Origin of the sequence: Microcoleus sp. w1-18aA5 (assembly GCF_036701705.1) — a bacterium.
Lineage (GTDB): Bacteria > Cyanobacteriota > Cyanobacteriia > Cyanobacteriales > Microcoleaceae > Microcoleus.
In genome coordinates this window covers 37,800-57,685 of sequence record NZ_JAUPTE010000021.1, presented here as the reverse complement: position 1 = coordinate 57,685, position 19,886 = coordinate 37,800, and the positions used below count along the sequence as shown (strand labels likewise).

The following is a 19,886-nucleotide window of genomic DNA, read 5'->3' as shown; positions in this document are numbered from 1 at the left end:
TGAGTTTTACCAATAATATTTGCTGCAATTCAAAATATCGATAAACCCGCCCCTCTCAGATGAAACTTAATTGTTAATCATAGTTGCAATTCGATCGCGATCTAACTCTCGACCGATCAGCACTAATTTGGTTTGGCGGAGTTCGGAAGGTTGCCAAGGGCGATCGTAAAAATATTCTATCCGCGAGCCCACACCTTGTAACACCATCCTCATCGGTTTCTTGGGAACCGCCACAAACCCTTTAATCCGATAAATTTCCTCCTGCTGCATCAAGGATTGCAGTTTTTTCACCAAAGCTTCAGGTTCAAATTCGCGATCGGCAATAAAGTAAGTCGAGTTAATATCATCATCGTGCTCGTGTTCCTCCTCAGTGTCGTGGTGACTCGGACGAGACTCCAAATCATCCTCAACCGCCGCATTAAATCCCATTAGCACATCAGGGTTAATTTCGCCACCTTTGCAGGGCACAATTTTCACACTCGGACGCAACTCTTGCTGCAACCAGCTTTGGACTTTCTTGTGAGTTTCCGCATCTACGCGATCGACCTTCGTTAAAAGTACCATATCGGCACAGGCTAACTGGTCTTCAAACAATTCCTCGATCGGAGTTTCGTGATCTAAACTATCATCAGCCTGTCGCTGTGCCATCAAAGCATCGATATCACCGACAAAAGAACCGCTAGCAATAGCTTCGCAATCGACAACAGCAACAACACCGTCTACTGTAGCACCCGTGCGAATTTCCGGCCAGCGAAAAGCTTGAATTAAAGGTTTAGGAAGTGCGAGGCCAGAAGTCTCAATTAAAATACAATCAATTTGTTCTCTGCGCTTCAACAATTCCTGCATAGTCGGCAAGAATTCCTCTTGAACAGTGCAGCAAAGACAACCATTTGTTAGTTCAACAATATTGCTGCTAACATTTTCTTCTTCGTCGCAAACTTGGCAATCGCGCAGCAGTTCTCCGTCAATTCCGATTTCGCCAAATTCGTTAACCAGAACAGCAATGCGGCGACCTTGATTATTTTGCAATAAGTGGCGAATTAAGGTAGTTTTGCCGCTACCAAGAAAACCAGTGATGACAGTAACAGGAATTTTGTGCATTGATAATTTTGTGCTTATTTGGTGATAAAATATCTCGTGACCAAGCTCTGCCTGGGAATACTGATCTAGAGGCTCTGCCTCGCTGGAATAAAGGAGCGCTTTTAATACGAGGCAGAGCCTCTGCATATGTGTTACCAGACCGAGATCGTAGGTGACAACTTAAGACTGAAATCTACAATAAAAGTCGCTTTTAAGCGAAGTCTAGATCCCCCTAAATCCCCCTTAAGAAGGGGGACTTTGAGAATATTTCTTGTCCCCCCCTTATTAAGGGGGGTTAGGGGGGATCTAGATTTCGATAAAAACAAGAGAGACGATCGGTTTGACGTTAAGTAGTCACCAATGGGCAGAGCATGGTAACGAGAAAGGCTCTAATTTGCCAGCGGTGGAATCTTTGCTAAAACGCCTTTTTTCAGAGCTTGAGGACGCTCCGACCAAGGCAACAAACCGTCCGGTTTAGCATAGTATTGACCCGCGCATTCGAGTACCGCCTCGACGCTTTCCGACTCATTTGCTGGTAAATCGCCAAACAGATAAGTGTACTTTCCAACAGCAGCAAAAGACACCGCACAAGAGTGACTGCAAGCACTCATGCACTCAACCTCTTGAATCTCAAACTTATCATAAAACTCCCAATCTTTAGCGAGTTGCGACAAATTTTCCATAAATTGTTGACCGCCGCTTTTACCTTCGCGCTTGCCGTTTTTCCAAACACTAGCGCAAGCAGTGCAAACAAATAGATTGTGCTTTGTGCGTACAGCCGTGTTAATTCCATCCATCATCCGTACCTCGCAGATGCGTTCAAAAGTGAGTTAGATATCGGCGGGCATTCTGACTTGAGAAACCACAAGGGTTTCATTACAGTTGCGGGACAGCGCCGGACTTGCACCGAACTTTCCCCGTTTCCTCTAACGGCTGCTCCCCGCTAGAACCGATCGCGAAATCACATCATACCGCACTTGCCGCCTTTTTGGAAAAAAGTTATGTTGGTCATGTCGATCCATCAAAAAAAATAACTCTTTGTGGAACAGGCATCTTGCCTGTTGCTGACAGGATAGAAGCCCATCAAAAAAAATAACTCTTTGTGGAACAGGCATCTTGCCTGTTGCTGACAGGATAGAAACCCCTGCCCAAAAAATTCACTGTTTGTGGAACAGGCATCTTGCTGGTTAATGACGGGCTAGAAGCCCATCCCACAAGAACATTACTACAAACTATATGAACGCCTTCCCCGATTTTTCCACTCACGGCTATCAGATTGAAAAAGAACTCGGACACAACAGTCTCGGCGGCCGAGTTACATACTTAGCGAAAAATACGAATACTCAAAAATTAGTTGTAATTAAGCAATTTCAATTTGCCCAATTAGGTGCTAGCTGGACAGAATACGAAGCTTACGAACAAGAAATTAAAGTTTTGCAAAAACTGGATTTCCCGGGCATTCCCCGCTATTTGGATTCTTTTCAAACTGACAGCGGTTTCTGCATGGTGCAGGAATACAAAAATGCCGAATCTGCTGTAGCGCGGAGTTTTTCGCCGCCGGATATAAAAGAAGTTGCGATCGAAACTTTAGAGATTTTAGTTGACCTGCAAGCTCAGAACCCGCCGATAATTCACCGCGACATTAAACCAGAAAACTTGTTAATAGATGACGAACTCAATGTTTATTTAGTAGACTTCGGTTTTGCTCGGCTAGGAGGTGGAAATATCGCGGCTAGCAGCGTTGTCAAAGGTACGATGGGATTCATGCCGCCGGAGCAAATGTTTAACAGGAAATTAACAAAAGCCTCCGATCTTTACGGCTTGGGGATAACGCTAATTTGCTTGTTAAGTGGTACGAAATCTGCGGATGTCGGTAATTTAGTTGATGCCAATTATGGCATTCATTTCCGGCATTTAGTGCCACCATTGCAGCAGGGTTGGATGAATTGGCTGGAGAGGATGGTAGCGCCGAGATTGCAAGACAGATATCCATCGGCGGCAGATGCTTTAACTGCGCTAGAATCTTTGGATGTCAGCAGCTTGCCGAAAGTGAGAATTGAGCGCGATCGCATTCAATTCATCGCCACAGAATATGGAGAGAAAGTAACACAAATCGTTACCGTTAGCAACCCTATTCCGGATACAATTTTAGCCGGTCGATGGGAAGTTGCACCGCACCCGAACGATCCGCCACATACTCCTTACGACCACCCTTACATCTCCTTTGAACCGCAGAAATTTGAGGGCAATGAGGTTAGGTGCAAAATAACGGTAGATACGAGCAAATTGCTAGCAAGTAAAACTTATCATCGCCAGATGATACTCCACGTTAATTCCGATCCAAATACCCATGAAATTGAGATTCAAGTTAAAACTGCTCCTCTTCCCGAACCAAAGCAAATGCCATATTTGTTTAAAGATAGAGGGAGTTTTATGTTTGTGTTTATCTGCCTCGGTTGGCTGCTAAGCAACCCGATGGATCGAGGGATGTTTTTCACGTTAATAGCTGTGCTACTTTCGGGTTTTGCAGCAGCAGAAAAGATGCTCTATACAGAAAAAGAAAAGACGCTCTATACAAAAGTAAATAAAACTGCAAATGGGTTTCAATCTGTCTTAGGAGCCACTTTAGGGATTACAACAATATTTCTGGCATCGACTACTTTTTTATCAGTTATTGGTAGTAGTTTTGGTAATAGTACGGGTCAAGAAATCGCTTTACTTTTTTGTTTGGTGATTGCAGCTATAGTTGGTGCTTCAGGTTGTGTTGAGAAGAGTAGGAGTTTGACAATCCTGGCATTTCTAGCTTGTGGACTTTTGAGTGTCTTTTATTTACCGACGAGTATAGTAGTGACATTTGTGCTCTTTGTTACTAATTTGGGTTGTTTTAAGGTAGTTTATACCTTAGCTAAAGCCAGGAGTTACGAACAGATAAAAAGAGGCTTTTTTAAGAAAGATGCTGTAGCAATCGCATTTCTCACCGCTGGATTTTACATCAGTTTAGGAGCCGTATTTCAACGCTACTTAAGCGTGGCAAATGAGATGGGATCGATCGAACCCTTAAAAGTTTTAGTTTTAGCAGCAAGTGCGACTGCCCCTCTCCTCGTCACCGCTATTCCATTACTTTACTTGATTGTTCTTAAAAGAAACAGAATGATTGCTGCCTACCGCAAATCCAAGCCATATTTGATTAAACCATAATCAACCGTTCCTACTAATAACTTTTGTTTGGATTTTTCAAAAATTTTAAATACTGAAGTCATTACTACAAACCTGACAAATTTATGGACGCTTTTCCTGACTTTTCTAACTACGGTTATCAAGTAACTCGCCAACTCGGACACAATCGCGCCGGCGGGAGAGTTACCTATCTCGCTACCGAAATTAATACCCAACGTTCCGTCGCTGTTAAACAATTTCAATTTGCCCAAACAGGCGCTAATTGGGCTCAATATCAAGCGTGCGAACAAGAAATTAAGATTTTGCGAGAACTGGATCATCCCAATATTCCCCGCTATTTAGATTCCTTCCAAACTGCATCGGGTTTCTGCATGGTTCAGGAATACAAAAATTCCGATTCTCTCGCTATTTTGTGCCAGCTAACACCGCAGCGAACCAAGCAAATTGCTATCTCTGTTTTAGAAATACTCAAATACTTGCAAAACCGCGTTCCTCCAGTTATTCACAGAGATTTAAAACCGGAAAATATCTTGGTGGACGATCGCCTGAATGTCAGTTTTGTCGATTTTGGATTTGCTAGAATCGGCGGGGGAGAAGTGGCCGCCAGCAGCGTTGTTAAAGGCACTTTGGGCTTTATGCCACCAGAACAAATGTTCAATCGGCAGCTAACTGTTGCATCGGATTTATATAGTCTCGGCGCAACGCTAATTTGCTTGCTAATCGGCATCCATTCTACTGAAATTGGCAGCTTGATGGACGATACGGGGCGGATTAATTTTAAACCTCGGTTGCCGCAGCTAACTCCAGAATTTCTTGACTGGTTGCAAAAAATGGTGGAACCTAATTTTAAACACCGTTATCCTTCCGCAGATGCGGCCTTAAATGCTTTGATTCCCCTCCAAGTAGTTCAGCAGCGTAACAACTTAAAACCGGTATTGATATCAGTCGGAGTATTAACAGCAATTTCGGCTATTTTTATTCCGCTTTTTAGGAAATCTCCCGAACCTCAAACAGCAGTATATCTCCAACGAGTAATCAACTTAGAAAATTTCAACCCTAAGACTCAAGTAATGTTAACTGACGAATTAGAATCAACGAAACTTAGGAATGTTTGGTCTTTGAAGAAAAACAAAAAAGTCTATTTTGCTGTAAGTGCTGCTAACTTGCCAGAAGGAGAATATAGAAGTTATTGTAAGGTTGTCAACCCTCAAGGACTATTGGCAGCCCAAAGTCAATCTTATTTAAGAACGACGGGGGATGGATTAAATACTTGGTGTTGGTACACTTTTCAAAAGGATGACAAGCCGGGAAATTGGAAGTTTGAATTTTACTTAGAGGGTGAAAGAGTGGCGCAAAATAGTTTCAAGGTCTTACCTTAAGATAGTTGTTCCGGGCTGGCAGTGAATTTCTTTGCCGTCAAAAGTTGGCGGATTCCAAGTTTCTGCATAACTTGCATTAATTCGATCGCTCTCGCAAATTGCAGCAATAGTTGTTATAATATTGCTACCCTTTTCTTTAAAAGCAAATACTGCGCCAGTGTAGGATTTCTCCATGCTCCTCATATCATTAGGTTGGGCAATCGCGATCGCGCTTTCAAATTGTGCTGGTTTGCGGTGATTGTGCCTAGTTTGAACCGGGCCCATTGATGAGACGAGAGTGTAATAATAGTTATTGGTCTGTTCTTTAATTCCAATACTCAATTTTCCAATGGAATCGCTAAATTGACCGTATTCTGCATAGTAAGCTTGCTGCGCTCTATTGATGCTTGAAATATATTGTATGGCTTCAAAAAAATTCTTACCCCTTGACGGGGACGGGGGCGGGACGATCGTATTGAGTGGGAAATTGTACCATGACGCCATGATGCCAGCCACAACCGCGCTGTAAATTGCAATCCTCGGCAGCAAACTGGATACTGGCAATCTCGATTTTTTACTGGCTTTAGCTACATTGACTGACATTTTTTTAACTGTCATAAAGTAAATTTGCCAAGCTTGTAGGGTGCGCCACAAGCACCCTACAGATTATAAATTATGCAGTTTCGTGCTGTTTGTGCCATGCGGGATGCCACAGCAATTCAGCAGTCGATCGCTTCTCGACCATTTCAGGAGTAATCATACAATTAGCCACATCCTTGCGAGAAGGCAACTCGTACATGACATCGAGCATTAACTCTTCTAAAATGCTGCGGAGAGCTCTGGCGCCAGTTTTGCGACGATAGGCCTCCTGGGCGATCGCCCGTAGCGCTTCCGGCTGGAATTCCAATTCCACGCTATCCATCTTCAACAGCTTTTGATACTGCTTCACCAGCGCATTCCGGGGCTCGGTCAATATCTGCATCAAAGCTGCTTCATCCAGCGGCGAAATCACCGTCACCACCGGAATCCGCCCGACAAACTCAGGAATCAAACCAAACTTGACTAAATCGTCCGGCTGTACCTGCTGCAAAATATCAGCAGCCCGCTTGTCTTTCGCCGGCAAAGTCGAGTTGCTGTCGCTTTCCGTTGGCTGAATAAAGCCCAAGGATTTTTTACCCAAACGTTGTTCAACTATTTTTTCCAAACCGACAAAAGCACCGCCACAAATAAATAGAATTTTGCTAGTGTCAACTTGAATAAAATCTTGGTAAGGATGTTTGCGGCCGCCTTGCGGGGGAACATTAACCACTGTTCCTTCCAACATTTTTAGCAGCGCTTGCTGCACTCCTTCTCCCGATACATCCCTCGTGATCGAAGTGTTTTCGCTTTTGCGAGCAATCTTGTCAATTTCATCAATATAAATAATGCCCCGTTGCGCCGCTTCCACATCAAAATCGGACATTTGCAACAGCCGCAGCAAGATATTTTCTACATCGTCGCCGACATATCCAGCTTCTGTCAGTGTCGTCGCATCCGCTACCGCAAACGGAACTTCGAGCATTTGCGCCAAACTTTGCGCTAACAAAGTTTTGCCACAACCTGTGGGTCCTACTAGCAGGATGTTGGATTTTTGCAGTTCTACATCGCTATCAGGGGAAGACTTCTCGCTATCTTTAGCTTGGTCAACGCTCAAGCGCTTGTAGTGGTTATAAACTGCTACAGAAAGGACTTTTTTTGCTGAATGCTGGCCGATAACGTGGTTGTCTAAATGCTGCTTAATCTCTGTTGGTTTCGGAATTTGAGCTAAAACAATTTTCGATTTATTCGATCGACCCGGACGCCTGGTTCCTTGTCCCTGAGACTCTCGCACCTCTGATTGGGGAATCTGTTGACCAATTGTTTTACTGGAGTCAAAGAACTCCTCCTCTAAAATTTCATTGCACAGTTCCACGCATTCATCGCAAATGTATACGCCGGGCCCAGCTATTAACTTGCGGACGTACTCTTGCGACTTGCCGCAAAAGGAGCATCTGAGATGGGAGTCATATTTTGACATATTTGCCTCTTAATTTACGGTTGCGGTTGCTTGTTTCGACTGGGGAAGTTGCCGCGGGAGCGACCTTAGCTTTGCCCTAGAAGGGTTTCCCGATCGGACACCCAAGCCAGTCAAGCTTCGCGATCTCTATTTCTAAGTTAACACTTTTGAGGCTTTAGTCATTAGTCACAAGTCATTCGAGCAAATTTAAATTTTTCATTTTCACTTGAAAATAAAGCCGCACGGGCTTACCATTTTTTGTATTCCAAAAATTTTCCTGACATAATTATTTTCACTCGATCGCCTTTTGGGTCTGCTTCTTTCTCGACATCCAAAGTAAAGTCGATCGCGCTCATAATCCCGTCACCAAATTTTTCGTGAATCACTGCTTTGAGTGGCATCCCGTAAACCTGGATAATTTCATAAAAACGATAAATCAGGGGGTCAACCGGAACCGAGTTCTCCAAAGAACCTTTTAAGACAGGTTCACAGAGAACCGCAGCGGTCTCGCTATCTAGCCCCAAAGCCGAGATAATTTTCTCGGCTTCATCTGCTGATGCGGTAGCTTGACGATAAAGAACCGCCGCAATCCAAACTTCGTCGCGCCCCAAAACTTTTTCCAAATCTGCAAAACTAATTCCTTGAGCTTTTTTAGCAGCCAAAAGCTTTTCTGTAATTCCTGAAATTGCCATTAAATATTCTCCCCTTCACTCCAGTGTCAGATGTGAAATATCTCTCATGTTTTGGGGATTTTGTCAATACCAAGTTGAGAAAAAAATCCAATTGATAGCTCGGATCATCAGCAAAAGCCGCTCTCGTCAACCCACAACTCATACAATTTGAGATTTGAGATTTGAGATGTTAGGTTGGCAATGACTGATGACTATCAGGGTTTGGAGCCAGTCAACACTTGCATTCTTTTTGCCAACTGGTATCACAACTGACACAACTGATAAATCCTAAAATAACTCATATAGCCTTTCTCAAAAAGGTGAGGTACGAATTTTGACCTGGAAAGCTTGACAATACAGGGTTTCTGTATACCTCATTTATCTGAGAACCGCTATAGCTGCCCTGTGGCGATGGTACAGTTGGCAGTATATGTAATAAAAGTTACACAAACCAAGGCATTCGGCAAACGGCTGAATTTTGCTCGTGCTAGCCTGAAGATCAATCCTCGCTCCCTCCGCCAAAGCCCCTTTACCACTCAAAACCGGCAACTGACAAAAGTATGGAGATTCAGACCAAAGATTACACGATCCAGTACGATCGCGCTACGCAAACAGTCACCTGTAGCGGCTCGTTCCGACTCAGCCAGGCGGAAGAATACGAACCGATCGTCGATCTGCTCAACGAAGTGGCTGACTCCTGCCCAAACACCGTTACTCTAGACTTGCGAAAGCTAGAATTTTTAAATAGTTCTGGAATTAATATTTTCTCAAAATTTGTGATCAAAGTGCGCCAGCAAAAAAATATTCAAATCGCCATCAAAGGTTCTAAACAGATCCCCTGGCAGATAAAATCCCTGAAGAACTTGCAGCGGCTGATGCCTTCCTTGCACTTAGAATTGGAATAATAACGAAAAAGGTAAACAGGAATCCCCGGCTAAGTCCGAGAACCAAGATGAGGGTGGCTGAAGTTAATCGCAATAAGTCATAGTTAAACTAGCACAAAACCCTAAAAAACTTCAGAACCGACTAAAAATTACCAATTTTCAATTGCTATGCAGGAAGAACCATCGACAGAACAGCTACTTTTCGACGTTCAGCGGCTGAGTGCGGAACTTGAAAACTTGAAGCGCGAAAAGGTTGACCTAGAAATCTTGCTGGAGACTACCACCGAACATTCAGATACGATGGAAGCTCACTTGCTGAGCAAAGCTCAGTTGGCGCTGCGTTCCAGCGAAGAGCAGTTTCGGGCGATCGCCTCGGCAACTCCCGTGCCGATATTAGTTTCTCGCCTCTGTGACGGCTTAATTATGTATGCGAACGCTCAATTGGCTTCTCTCCTGAACATACCCCTAGAAAAATTGATCGGCTGCTGCACTCCAGACTTTTACTTCAACCCCACAGATCGCCCAAACCTACTTGAGGCACTTGCTAAAGAGGGATACCTGCAAAACTACGAACTCCACTGTAAAAAATCAGACGGCACCGCTTTCTGGGCGATGATCTCGGTTCAGTCGCTGGTGTTTAACGGGCAGCAGACGGCATTGTGCGTCTTGTACGACCTCACCCAGCGCAAGGAAGCAGAACAAACCCTCCAAGAAAGCGAAAAGCGTCTCCGCCGCCAGAGTTTGGCTTTGTTGCAGCTAGGTAGGCAGAGGACTCTCAACAGCGGTGCGCTGAATGTGGGAATTCGCGAAATTACCGAGGCTGCTGCCCGGACTTTGGATGTGGAAAAAGTCAGCGTCTGGCTTTACAACCATGGAAGATTTGGAAATCGCTACCCCAGCGATCAGCAGCTAAATTTTACGGAGAGAGTGCTCGCCCACAACCAAACAGAGCCATTAGATACAGAGACCGCTACCCCTGATCCAAACGAGGGGGTTAATCATTCTAAGTTTAAAATCCCCAACCTCAAATTAGTTTGTCTCGACGTGTACGATCGCACCCAAGAGAATCATTTGAGCCGGGAGTGCATATCGGCAAGCGATTTAAATTTATCAATTTTAGATGTTGAAGGCGACGCACCGGGCGAAAATTTGCGATCGGACAATGGTTTAGAACCTCCGACAAAGACTCAAAACTCTGTACCAACAAATTTGTCCCACTCATCTTCCCTAGCCGAACATTCCGGTGTGCTGCCAAATGCCAGCAAGCCGAATTCATCCATATTAAATGTAGCAATTAGGCTCGGGGGCCAGATCGTGGGCATCCTCTCTCTCGAACATATCGGCGCGCCCCGCCAGTGGGCTTTGGAGGAGCGCACCTTCGCTGATTCTTTGGCAAATTTGGTAGCACTGGCGATCGAAGGATTTGAGCGCCAGCGGGCTCAGGAAGCACTCTCCAAAGCCAAAGCGCAGCTAGAAATGACCGTCGATCAGCGCACCACTCAACTCACCACCGCCAATAAACTGCTCCGCATCGAAATTGCCGAACGCAAAAGAGCCGAAATAGCCTTGCAAGAAGCCTTACACAAAGCTGAAGCAGCTTCGAGAGCTAAAAGCACTTTTTTAGCCAATATGAGCCACGAGCTGCGGACGCCGCTCAACGCGATTATCGGTTACAGCGAAATGCTACAAGAAGAAGCACGGGAATCGGGACTCGAAGAGCTCATTCCCGATACCCAAAAAATTTATAACGCCGGCAAACACTTGCTGACTTTAATTAACGATATTCTAGACCTTTCTAAGATAGAAGCAGGTCGGATGGAGCTTTATTTAGAAAAATTTGACCTCAGTAATTTAATAGAAGAAGTTGTTGCAACTTTGCACCCTTTGGTCGAAAAAAATCACAATCAATTGCAAGTTTCTTGCTCTGAAAATTTGGGAGTGATGTATGCAGATTTGACTAAAGTCCGGCAAATTCTGTTCAATTTGCTCTCCAATGCCCTGAAGTTTACCGAAGGTGGAACGGTGCTGTTGAGTGCGACTCGCGAACCAGCAGGCGATAGCGATTGGGTGTATTTGCAGGTATCTGATACGGGGATTGGAATGTCGGCTGAACAGCAACAGAATTTGTTTCAACCTTTTATTCAAGGGGACGCTTCGACTACTCGCAAGTACGGCGGCACCGGTTTAGGATTGGCCATTAGCCGCTTGTTTTGCCAGATGATGGGCGGCGATATAACTGTTGAGAGTGAGTTGGAGGTTGGCTCTACTTTTACTGTTCATTTAAAGACAAAAGTTGATATTAATTAGAAGCAAGTTGGGTAACTAGCAATGTAGCAGATTTAAGGGATTTAACGGGTGGGGAATTTTCCAGAAATTGTGGATCGGATTTAACGGCTTTAACGGATAGCAAAAGATGGAAGAATTTCCCCTTACTAATTTTCCCATTACCAATTACCAATTACCAATTACCCATTCCCTTTTTAATTGTGACACCGATCGCGATCGACCTCTGTTGTCGATCACACAGTAGCATTTTTTTTCAGCCTAGAATACCTATATTATTCCAAGATTGTCCTGCAGGCACGATCGGGGGCCTCGCTGCATTCACAATTCCCACCTCAACCTAATTAAGGCGGTGGGGGGTTGCTTCCAGAAAGGCAATTTGGTAAAAGTAATGCTATGGTCGCGAAGCAGTAGAAGGCAAAATTTAACAGGAAATCAGGAAGTTTCAAAAGTCTCTGGACGCAGAAACACAATTCTGCTTTTTGCCTTCATACTGCTTCTACGGGCGAGATAGCACTGCTGCTGAAAGCAATGCACAATTTCTCAGAATCAAAGGAGTGCATCTACATGATTAAACCTTGCAGTCAACCGCTAAAAATAAACCCTTTTACCTGTTATCGCGATCCGGCTACAGGCAGGTGGACTACTGTAGTTACAAGTGTTCCAAACACTGGCGAAACAGACTCTAGTTTCAAAGCAGAAGCCGAAGGCGAAAACGAAGGTAAAGCAGGAACGATCCTTTCTGCTTCGCCTGCTGTCTCGGTGTCGAAAAAAGTCCTTTCTTTCTCCCTGCCTCCGTTTAAACACCGTGCCAAAAAATCTGCTGTTAGTGTCAGCAGGTAGCTATCGCAGGGGTCTAATCTAGTTTCCACGGTTAGTCCCCGGCGATCGTCAAACCAAACAAAACAAACTTATCCATAGCCTAAACTGCCAAAAAGCGATATACTGGCAGCAAACTTTCTCCTGCAATATCCGTGAAGTATTTGCTCGATCGCTGCCTCCACTTTGTATGGACAGACCGACCAATTCGCCAGCGGGGAACAATCATCGTTGCTATCCCCATTATTTTTCTGTTTGCTTCCCTGCTGGCAATTGCAGCCCTCCGAGAGATTACCATACAGATAAGAGAGCGAGGAGATACTAATAGGGCAATACTTCAGGAAACTAACCGCTTGTTAACCCTTGTGGTGGATGCGGAAACGGGCATTCGAGGTTACGGCTTGACGAAGCGCCCCGCATTTCTCTCACCCTACTTAGAAGCCAAGAAGAGTTTGCCTCCGCTGCTGGCTAAACTCAAGGTTATGGTTCAAGAAAACAAACTGCAAGCTCAGCGATTTGAAGATATAAAAAAAAGTACCGAACAGCATATAAATTTCTTGCAAAACACTTTGAATAAGCTCGACAGTTCGGCAACAAGCCTGCAGTCGCCGGAAATAATTGAGGTGTTCACTCAAGGCAAATTGAGGAGGGATAACCTGCGTGCAAAAATTAATGTGTTTGCTAATGCCGGCGAAGCCTACCAGAAAGCTCTAGATGAGCAAAGACGGGGTTTGATAGATTTCACTAATTTTGTGCAAGTTGCTGGTTTGCTTTTCGGCTGTTTGGGCGCAGGGGCTTCCTGGTATTTATTTGATGCTTTAGAGAAGGAGTTGAGGAAGCGGGAAGCAGGCTTGGAAGAAAGTACAAGTCGCATTCAAGCTGTGGTAGACAATGCGGCTGACGGGATTATCACTTTGGACGCAGGGGGAAATATTGAGTCTTTTAATAAGGCAGCAGAAAAGATTTTTGGCGAGAAAGCCGATCGAATAATTGGCTCTAACTTGCGGCGACTGATAGCTCAACCGCAGCCTTACAGCACCGTGGGGGATTATTCGATCGAATATTTTGTGTTACATCCAGATACTCCGCTGAAGACTTACCAGCAAGAAACAGTTGGAATTCGCCACGATGGAACTAAGTTTCCGATGGAGTTAGCTATCAGCGAAATGCGTCTGGCAAATCAACATTTGTTTATTGCGATATGCCGCGATGCCAGAGGACGAAAACAAGCCGAGGAAACTCTGCGAAAGCAAGCGCAAATGCTGGATTTGGCCAACGATACGATCGCGGTACTAGACTTGAATGGGGCGATTTCTTATTGGAATTTGGGGGCGAAGTGGCTCTACGGCTGGCGGAAGTCGCAAGCAGTAGGAAAAAACATTCACAAGCTTTTACAAACAGAATGGGCCCAACCTTTTGAGGTAATTCAAAAAGTATTTTTCGAGAAGGGTTCTTGGCAAGGAGAACTGATGCGAACTAAGAAAGACGGGACAAAAATAACGGTGGCAAGCCGATGGACGTTGCAGTACGACGATCAAGATCAACCGGTTGCTATTTTGGAAATCAGCAACGATATTAGCGATCGCAAACGCTCAGAAATTGCTTTAGCCCAAAGCGCCCAGCGGTTTCGCGCTACTTTTGAGCAGGCGGCAGTCGGCATGGTGCAAGCGAGTGTGGAAGGTAAATTTCTGTTAGTCAATCAAAAACTTTGCGATATTTTGGGCTACAGCCGCCCAGAATTGCTGGAGAAAAAATTTCAGGATATTACTTGGCATGGAGATTTGGCAAGTGAACTGGAACTTGTGCGCCAATTGTTAGCAGGAGAAATTGAAAATTTCTCTCTGGAAAAGCGCTACATCCGCAAAGACGGAGAGTTGGTGTGGGCAAACTTGACGGTTTCGCTGCTGCGAGAACAAAATGGCACTCAATTTCTGATGAGTGTGGTTGAAGATATTAGGGATCGCAAACAAGCGCAGGAATCGCTGCGGTTGCGCGCTCAAGAATTGAGGTTAACAGCTCAAAATCTGGCTCAAACGACAAATGTTTTAAGAAAGCGGAATCAAGAATTAGACCAGTTTGCTTATGTAGTTTCTCACGATTTGAAAGCGCCACTCAGGGCGATCGCCAATCTCAGCAGTTGGATAGAAGAAGACCTCAGCGAGTCGATGACAGAGGATACTCTGCACCAAATGAACCTGCTGCGTGGCAGAGTTCACAGGATGGAAGGTTTGATTGAGGGACTGCTGCAATATTCCCGCGTCGGACGAATTCAAGTGCCTTCAGAAATGGTAAAAGTTGAGAATTTATTAGCCGAAATAATTGATTCGTTGGCGCCACCCTCTGGATTTGAGGTGAAAGTTGAACCGGGAATGCCAACTTTTGTGACAGAAATATTGCTGTTGCAACAGGTTTTTTCTAATTTAATTAGCAACGCAATTAAACACAACCGAGCTGAATCGGGTCACGTAAAAATCTCGGTTAAAGAGTTAGATGATTTTTACGAATTTTCTGTAGAGGACGACGGGCCGGGAATTGATCCTCAATATCACGATAAAGTTTTTGTGATTTTTCAGACCTTGGAAGCTCGTGATAAAGTTGAAAATACTGGGATTGGTTTGTCGCTGGTGAAAAAAATTGTCGAAGGTCAAGGGGGCAGTATTTCCATAGAATCTGCCGAAGGTGAGGGAGCAACTTTTCGGTTTACTTGGCCGAAGCAACCTATTAGCCAAGACGGAACATAAAATAACTTTAAAGGTAGGATGTTTAGGAATGAGAATTAAATAACTTCCACTCTTGAAAGTGGGATGGGCGTCCCGCCCGTCCCACAATAATAATTAAAATTATAAGTTATTTAATTAGCGATCATTAGGGAGTACCGCGATCCAAAAAGTAAATGTAGGGTGTACCCGGACTACAGAGAACCCGATAGCGACTGTTTAAACTGCATCACAACGGATTTCGATGATAAATCCATCAGGATCGTAAAAGTAAATGCCGCGTCCTGTAGCGCGAGTGACGGGGCCGCTATCGATCGCAATTTGATTAGACTTTAGCACTTCCAGAGCGCGATCGAACAAAGCCGGATTGATGTCGAAGGCTAAGTGGTTGGCGCGGGTAAAAGCTTTCTCCGGGTCTGGGTTTGGCGGTTCCAAGTCTGGCTGCCAAAATAAGTCAATAACAGTACCGTCTGGGGTAACGAAATTAGCGACTTTACCAGCGGCTACCATTTCTGTTAAAGTTGCGGGAATTTCTGTGCCTGTTAGTTCGTGCAGGCCGAGAATTGTACCGTAGAAGTGGCGGGAAGCTTTCATGTCGCGCACGTTTAAAGCGATATGGTGAACGCGGCGCAAATTCCCCGGCGCGAGGACAATTTTGACGTTGTTTTCGGTAGTTTGCATGATTGTCATCAATTGCGAATGTTCAAATTGAAAGCAGTTTTATTTATTCAGATGGTCTGCTGTAAAATAAGCATTTTCAGTGGGTAGTCAGGAGTGGAAGCCTCCGATTTCTACTATGAGGACTGAAGTCCTCACTACCAACACTTTTATTCGGGTCGTGCGATCGCACATACTATCCATTAGTATTATTTTTCTTTAGGAAACGATGCCATGCCTACAAATAGCATGGTCAGACCACCTGCCAGAATGGCGAAGGCAAGTACACCTACAACTAAATCTAATCCCGATGTATTTTCCATTAAGTTAAACTGTTCTCCCATTAAATACAATCATCGGTATTTGTTCATGGTTTAGTGCTTGCACACAAGGGGGAAGAGCAGAAGAAAAAAATAGCTTTCAACTGATTGGAAAAAAAGCCTATTAATTCCTTCCCTCTTCCCTAAACATCCATCCGTTAAATCAGTTAAATCCTGTACACTGCTTAGTTGCCGAACTTCTTATTTCGCCAATTCTCGATCGATAGCAGCGATTAGTTCTGGCGAATCGGGGCCAACACTGCTGCGGAATCTGGCAACCACTTCACCCTGTTTGCTAACTAAGAATTTCTCAAAATTCCAGGAAACCTCACCCTTGGGATCGACTGCACTCGTAAGCTTAGCGTACAGCGGGTGCTGCTGAGTGCCTTTAGCGCGTACTTTGTCAAATAATTCAAAGGTGACGCCGTATTTTGTAGTACAGAAATTGACGATTTCTGAATTACTTCCGGGTTCTTGAGCTCCGAAGTCGTTACAGGGAAATCCTAAAACACGGAGTCCAGCCGCGCTGTACTTTTGGCTCAATTCTTCGAGCCCTTTGTATTGAGGTGTATAGCCACATTTGGAAGCTACATTAACTATCAAGAGTACCTTGCCAGCGTACTCTCCTAGCTGCTTGTCTTCGCCTGCGATCGTTTTTACTTTAATGTCGGAGATTGTGCTGGGCATTTTCAAATACTTTTAAATTTGACCACCACAATTTTACCGCAAGTCGTTACAATTTTGTCGAGAGGTCGATCGCTAAAAATTTAAATAGCCCGGTCGGGGCGGGTTGACGGATATCAGGCTTATATTATAGATATTGGTGAACCCGCCTCTACCAAAATCACGATTAATTTACCGAACATGATCTTAGTAGACGGCGGTGAACTTTCCCACAGCATCTATCGGCAAAGTCAGCCATTAGATTTAAGTTTCTCGCTAATAGCTAAAATCTACACCAAAAAGAACGAATATTTTAACTCTCTGAATGGTGTTCCGTCATCCATTTTTGGTAAGTATCCTCAAGTTGCTTGTCTTCGAGAACGAGTTCTAGGCGAACTTTGACGCAACCGTGACGAGGTTGAGAGGCGATCGAATTTAAGATTTTGCTAGCTTTCTGCACAGAGGTAAATTCTGCCTTAACTGTTGGTTCATGGCGATCGCTCTTAACCTCCGTCAAATCTATACCGGTGATGTTTCCCTCGCCTAAATCTATTTCGGCCAACACCTTCGGATCGTCGCCGACTTGTTCGACAATCAGCTTTTCCCACTGGATGGGTACTTGTACCATCCGAGTTTCAATTTCTTTACGCACTATGACTTCGCCGACTTTCCGCTTGCTGCGATTGATCACCAATCGTTCTTCTAGCAGGCGAATTACTTCTTGATCAACAATATCGAAGTTTTCCTCATCCTCATCTGTCTCCAAATTTGGATCTGTGAGCTCGGCATCTGTTAGATTTGACATATCTGTTGAGGGATTGGTTAACTCACTGTTGCTAAATTCACTATGCGTTCCAGAGGCATTTTCTAAATACGGATGCTCGCCATTAGCCGACACGAACGGCAGCAAATCGATTTGACCCGAATTAATAGTTACAAACAGCGCTTTTTGATGATAATCTACTTTTTTGAGCAGCTTAATACTTAATAAAAAAGTGCGGGTATTTTCGCTGCCTAGCCCGGCAACCACAAAGTTTAACTGACCGTTAGCATCAAAATAGACATCTTTAACTTTGCCGACCAAGTGACCTTGGTTGTCTTTGACGGTAAAACTTTTTAGCTTCGTTCTGACTTTTTCAGGAACCTGGTTGAGACGGGTTATTGATTTGGCAGTTGCTATCTTTTCTGCTGATGCTTGACCGTTCATTTTTTAAACTTTCCTGCTTAGGGATTTTTATTATCAATTGGTAAGGGGAAATTGGTAAAGGCGGGGAAAGTGGATAAACGTTGCCAAAACTAGACAAGTTTTGTACCCCCCCCCGCCGCTCACATAGGAATTGCGCGATCGCTACCAATCCAATCAAACCTGCGCGGTGACAGAATTATGTCATTAAGGCGCAATTCCTATGCAATAGCTGTTGCGGTTGGTTTAGATCTTTGGATTTTTATTATCTACAACCGCAGTTCCATCAGTTTGAACGTCTAATTCTTCACGACGCAAGGTTTCTTCGCCCTCAACCGTGCTGCGAACAACTTCTTTTCTGACGTTGACTTCTTCCCGGACGAAAGCTTCCTTATGGATGTCGGCCGTTTCTTCGTAGACTTCCATGCGTGCAACTTCCCCTGATTGGAAGTCAGCCTCACCGACTGAAACTACTCGACCTGCTTCTACCGGGGTTACTCGATCAATTACGACTCGTTCTTTTTCAATTGGTACTGAAGCTCGCGCTGTTTCAGTTTCCACGCGCTTGCCAACTGCTACTTCGCCTGTTTTTGCGCGGTGTTTGTTGGCAATCAAGCGTTCTTCATAAAGCTTGAGATTTTGGTGCTGCTGTTCGTTGGTTTCGTAGAGGGGGCGGTCGATATCGTAGTTGTAGCTGCTGCGATCGTAGCTAGCAGGAGTTGCAGTGCTTGCAGCGGCGGCAGTTCCTTGATTGCGGTAGACGCCTCTTACCTGTTCTTCGCGATCGTAATCTACTGCTTCTAATTCATTGTAAGCCGGCAATTGTTCTGCTTGAGCTTTGTTGCGAAGGCCTGTGGCGTGGACGCGACGGGCTCCATAGTCGAAGCGAGCCGAGCCGATTGGCAACAATACTTTTTTGCCAAAAATCCAAATACCGGTGTCAATTACCAGATAGCGGAAACGACCAGTGTCATCAACCAAAGCGTCATAGACCGTGCCTACTTTTTCATCAGAATCGCCAGCATAAACATCAAATCCCTTGATGTCGTCTCCAGCAAATATCTCTTCCTGATAGTTAGGATAAAATTCTGCTAATCTTTGAAGTGCCATGTTTTTTTTCCTCTTTGCTCTACTTAAGTTAATAGTAGAAATTAATTCGCTAACTTCCCTCTCCCTAAAGTCAGAAGTGTATAATTTAGGTTGTTTAATACTATAGGAATACTACGGCATCTCTGCTTCTATGCTAGCGCACTCAGCTATTTTAAAGATTGTAAAACTCTACAATCGTCAATCTTATAACAAGTATTAAAACTCAAAGCCAACCGTAAGGATACTGCCTTGCTGGGTCCTACTACCCTTGCAGGATACTCCTTTGCATTGTGCCTACTGTTAATAATTGTTAACTATGTGGTGAAAAATCAGCATTACATAGTATTACCAAAAGATCAAAGCCCCTCATCTTGCACGAGAGGGGCTTCAGGAAAGCTAGAAATTTTAAGTTCAAAGTTGATTGAATTGAGTTCTGATAGCTTCTATCCGACTGCGGTTAACTCCCAAATCCGACTGTCCCAGACGGGAAGCCGATCGCACATGGATGACTTTTGCTGCATCATCTACCAAAAATTCAACGTCATCAACAAACCCCATCAAAGCACTGGTGAACTCCGCATAGAGGTAATTATCAGTTGCCGTGATAATTTTAGTTTTTCCATAGGAGTCGATTACCCCTTTTAGCTTTACCATCGCTTCACTCTGGGACGAAGTGTAAGCCAAAGGCTCAATTTTGTGTTCGGCATCTTGACTGAAGCTGCTGACGCAGTTGGGGGAACTCGGGCACGCTGCGAGTTTTCCTGACTGAATCCCGATATTGGCAGGTCTTGTTCCAGCAAACATTGTTTTTTCTCCGGGTATAGCGATAAAAGTAGCGATCGACAGTACCGCTACTGCTAGCAGTGATATTAAAATAACTAGGACTCTTTTCAACGCTGTCGGCGATTTTGTTTCAACTGTTTGCAAAGGATTAGCCCTCCAGAAAGTGC

17 protein-coding genes and 1 riboswitch are annotated in these 19,886 nt (G+C 44.4%); of the genes, 5 read left to right on the top strand and 12 right to left on the bottom strand.

Annotation, left to right across the window (positions count from 1 at the left end; all coding sequences use genetic code 11):
- Positions 1-66: 66 nt before the first annotated feature.
- On the bottom strand, positions 67-1,101 hold the full coding sequence (cobW, locus tag Q5691_RS10525; protein ID WP_333307437.1) for a cobalamin biosynthesis protein CobW: 1,035 nt from the start codon (positions 1,099-1,101) through the stop codon (positions 67-69).
- A 368-nt stretch (positions 1,102-1,469) separates the two neighbouring features.
- Positions 1,470-1,880, bottom strand: a complete 411-nt coding sequence (locus Q5691_RS10520; protein ID WP_333209911.1) for a DUF1636 domain-containing protein — start codon at positions 1,878-1,880, stop codon at positions 1,470-1,472.
- Between the two features lie 22 nt (positions 1,881-1,902).
- A riboswitch (cobalamin riboswitch) is annotated at positions 1,903-2,049 on the bottom strand.
- A gap of 267 nt (positions 2,050-2,316) precedes the next feature.
- Between Q5691_RS10520 and Q5691_RS10515 the strand changes: the two genes are divergently transcribed.
- Positions 2,317-4,278 carry a serine/threonine-protein kinase gene (locus Q5691_RS10515; RefSeq protein ID WP_333344770.1) on the top strand — a complete coding sequence of 654 codons (1,962 nt, stop codon included), beginning with the start codon at positions 2,317-2,319 and terminating at the stop codon, positions 4,276-4,278.
- Between the two features lie 83 nt (positions 4,279-4,361).
- Positions 4,362-5,636, top strand: a complete 1,275-nt coding sequence (locus Q5691_RS10510) for a serine/threonine-protein kinase (protein ID WP_333344768.1) — start codon at positions 4,362-4,364, stop codon at positions 5,634-5,636.
- Here Q5691_RS10510 and Q5691_RS10505 read toward each other — a convergent pair.
- The 3 genes from Q5691_RS10505 to cynS form a co-directional block, all read right to left on the bottom strand.
- Complete coding sequence (locus Q5691_RS10505) at positions 5,628-6,233, bottom strand: type IV pilin-like G/H family protein (RefSeq protein ID WP_333209921.1); 606 nt, start codon at positions 6,231-6,233, stop codon at positions 5,628-5,630. The two genes, Q5691_RS10510 and Q5691_RS10505, sit on opposite strands and share 9 nt — an antisense overlap.
- Before the next feature lie 55 nt (positions 6,234-6,288).
- Positions 6,289-7,671: an ATP-dependent protease ATP-binding subunit ClpX gene (clpX, locus tag Q5691_RS10500; protein ID WP_333209924.1), complete on the bottom strand. Its 1,383-nt coding sequence runs from the start codon at positions 7,669-7,671 to the stop codon at positions 6,289-6,291.
- A gap of 227 nt (positions 7,672-7,898) precedes the next feature.
- On the bottom strand, positions 7,899-8,342 hold the full coding sequence (cynS, locus tag Q5691_RS10495) for a cyanase (RefSeq protein ID WP_333209926.1): 444 nt from the start codon (positions 8,340-8,342) through the stop codon (positions 7,899-7,901).
- A 539-nt stretch (positions 8,343-8,881) separates the two neighbouring features.
- On the opposite strand from cynS, the gene Q5691_RS10490 reads away from it, so the two are divergent.
- Positions 8,882-9,226, top strand: coding sequence for a slr1659 superfamily regulator (locus tag Q5691_RS10490; RefSeq protein ID WP_333209928.1), 345 nt, complete (start codon positions 8,882-8,884; stop codon positions 9,224-9,226).
- Between the two features lie 147 nt (positions 9,227-9,373).
- Positions 9,374-11,512 carry an ATP-binding protein gene (locus tag Q5691_RS10485; RefSeq protein ID WP_333230372.1) on the top strand — a complete coding sequence of 713 codons (2,139 nt, stop codon included), beginning with the start codon at positions 9,374-9,376 and terminating at the stop codon, positions 11,510-11,512.
- A gap of 590 nt (positions 11,513-12,102) precedes the next feature.
- Here Q5691_RS10485 and Q5691_RS10480 read toward each other — a convergent pair.
- Positions 12,103-12,360: a hypothetical protein gene (locus tag Q5691_RS10480; protein ID WP_333344766.1), complete on the bottom strand. Its 258-nt coding sequence runs from the start codon at positions 12,358-12,360 to the stop codon at positions 12,103-12,105.
- Between the two features lie 102 nt (positions 12,361-12,462).
- Here Q5691_RS10480 and Q5691_RS10475 point away from each other — a divergent pair, with 102 nt between their 5' ends.
- On the top strand, positions 12,463-15,048 hold the full coding sequence (locus Q5691_RS10475) for a PAS domain S-box protein (RefSeq protein WP_333344764.1): 2,586 nt from the start codon (positions 12,463-12,465) through the stop codon (positions 15,046-15,048).
- 195 nt (positions 15,049-15,243) lie between these two features.
- Here Q5691_RS10475 and Q5691_RS10470 read toward each other — a convergent pair whose 3' ends face one another.
- The 6 genes from Q5691_RS10470 to Q5691_RS10445 form a co-directional block, all read right to left on the bottom strand.
- Positions 15,244-15,705: a VOC family protein gene (locus Q5691_RS10470; protein ID WP_333307460.1), complete on the bottom strand. Its 462-nt coding sequence runs from the start codon at positions 15,703-15,705 to the stop codon at positions 15,244-15,246.
- A gap of 185 nt (positions 15,706-15,890) precedes the next feature.
- Positions 15,891-16,025: a hypothetical protein gene (locus Q5691_RS10465; RefSeq protein WP_333344762.1), complete on the bottom strand. Its 135-nt coding sequence runs from the start codon at positions 16,023-16,025 to the stop codon at positions 15,891-15,893.
- 177 nt (positions 16,026-16,202) lie between these two features.
- Entirely contained in the window at positions 16,203-16,688 is a 486-nt protein-coding gene (locus Q5691_RS10460) for a glutathione peroxidase (protein ID WP_333344760.1), read from the bottom strand.
- Positions 16,689-16,977: 289 nt separating this feature from the next.
- Positions 16,978-17,871 (bottom strand): DUF2382 domain-containing protein, encoded by an 894-nt coding sequence (locus Q5691_RS10455; protein WP_333230376.1) that lies wholly within the window; start codon positions 17,869-17,871, stop codon positions 16,978-16,980.
- Between the two features lie 222 nt (positions 17,872-18,093).
- The gene (locus Q5691_RS10450; RefSeq protein ID WP_333209941.1) at positions 18,094-18,957 is read right to left on the bottom strand and encodes a DUF2382 domain-containing protein; all 864 of its coding nucleotides are present in this window, start codon (positions 18,955-18,957) and stop codon (positions 18,094-18,096) included.
- A 390-nt stretch (positions 18,958-19,347) separates the two neighbouring features.
- The gene (locus Q5691_RS10445) at positions 19,348-19,863 is read right to left on the bottom strand and encodes a DUF1499 domain-containing protein (RefSeq protein WP_333209943.1); all 516 of its coding nucleotides are present in this window, start codon (positions 19,861-19,863) and stop codon (positions 19,348-19,350) included.
- Between the last annotated feature and the right edge of the window lie 23 nt (positions 19,864-19,886).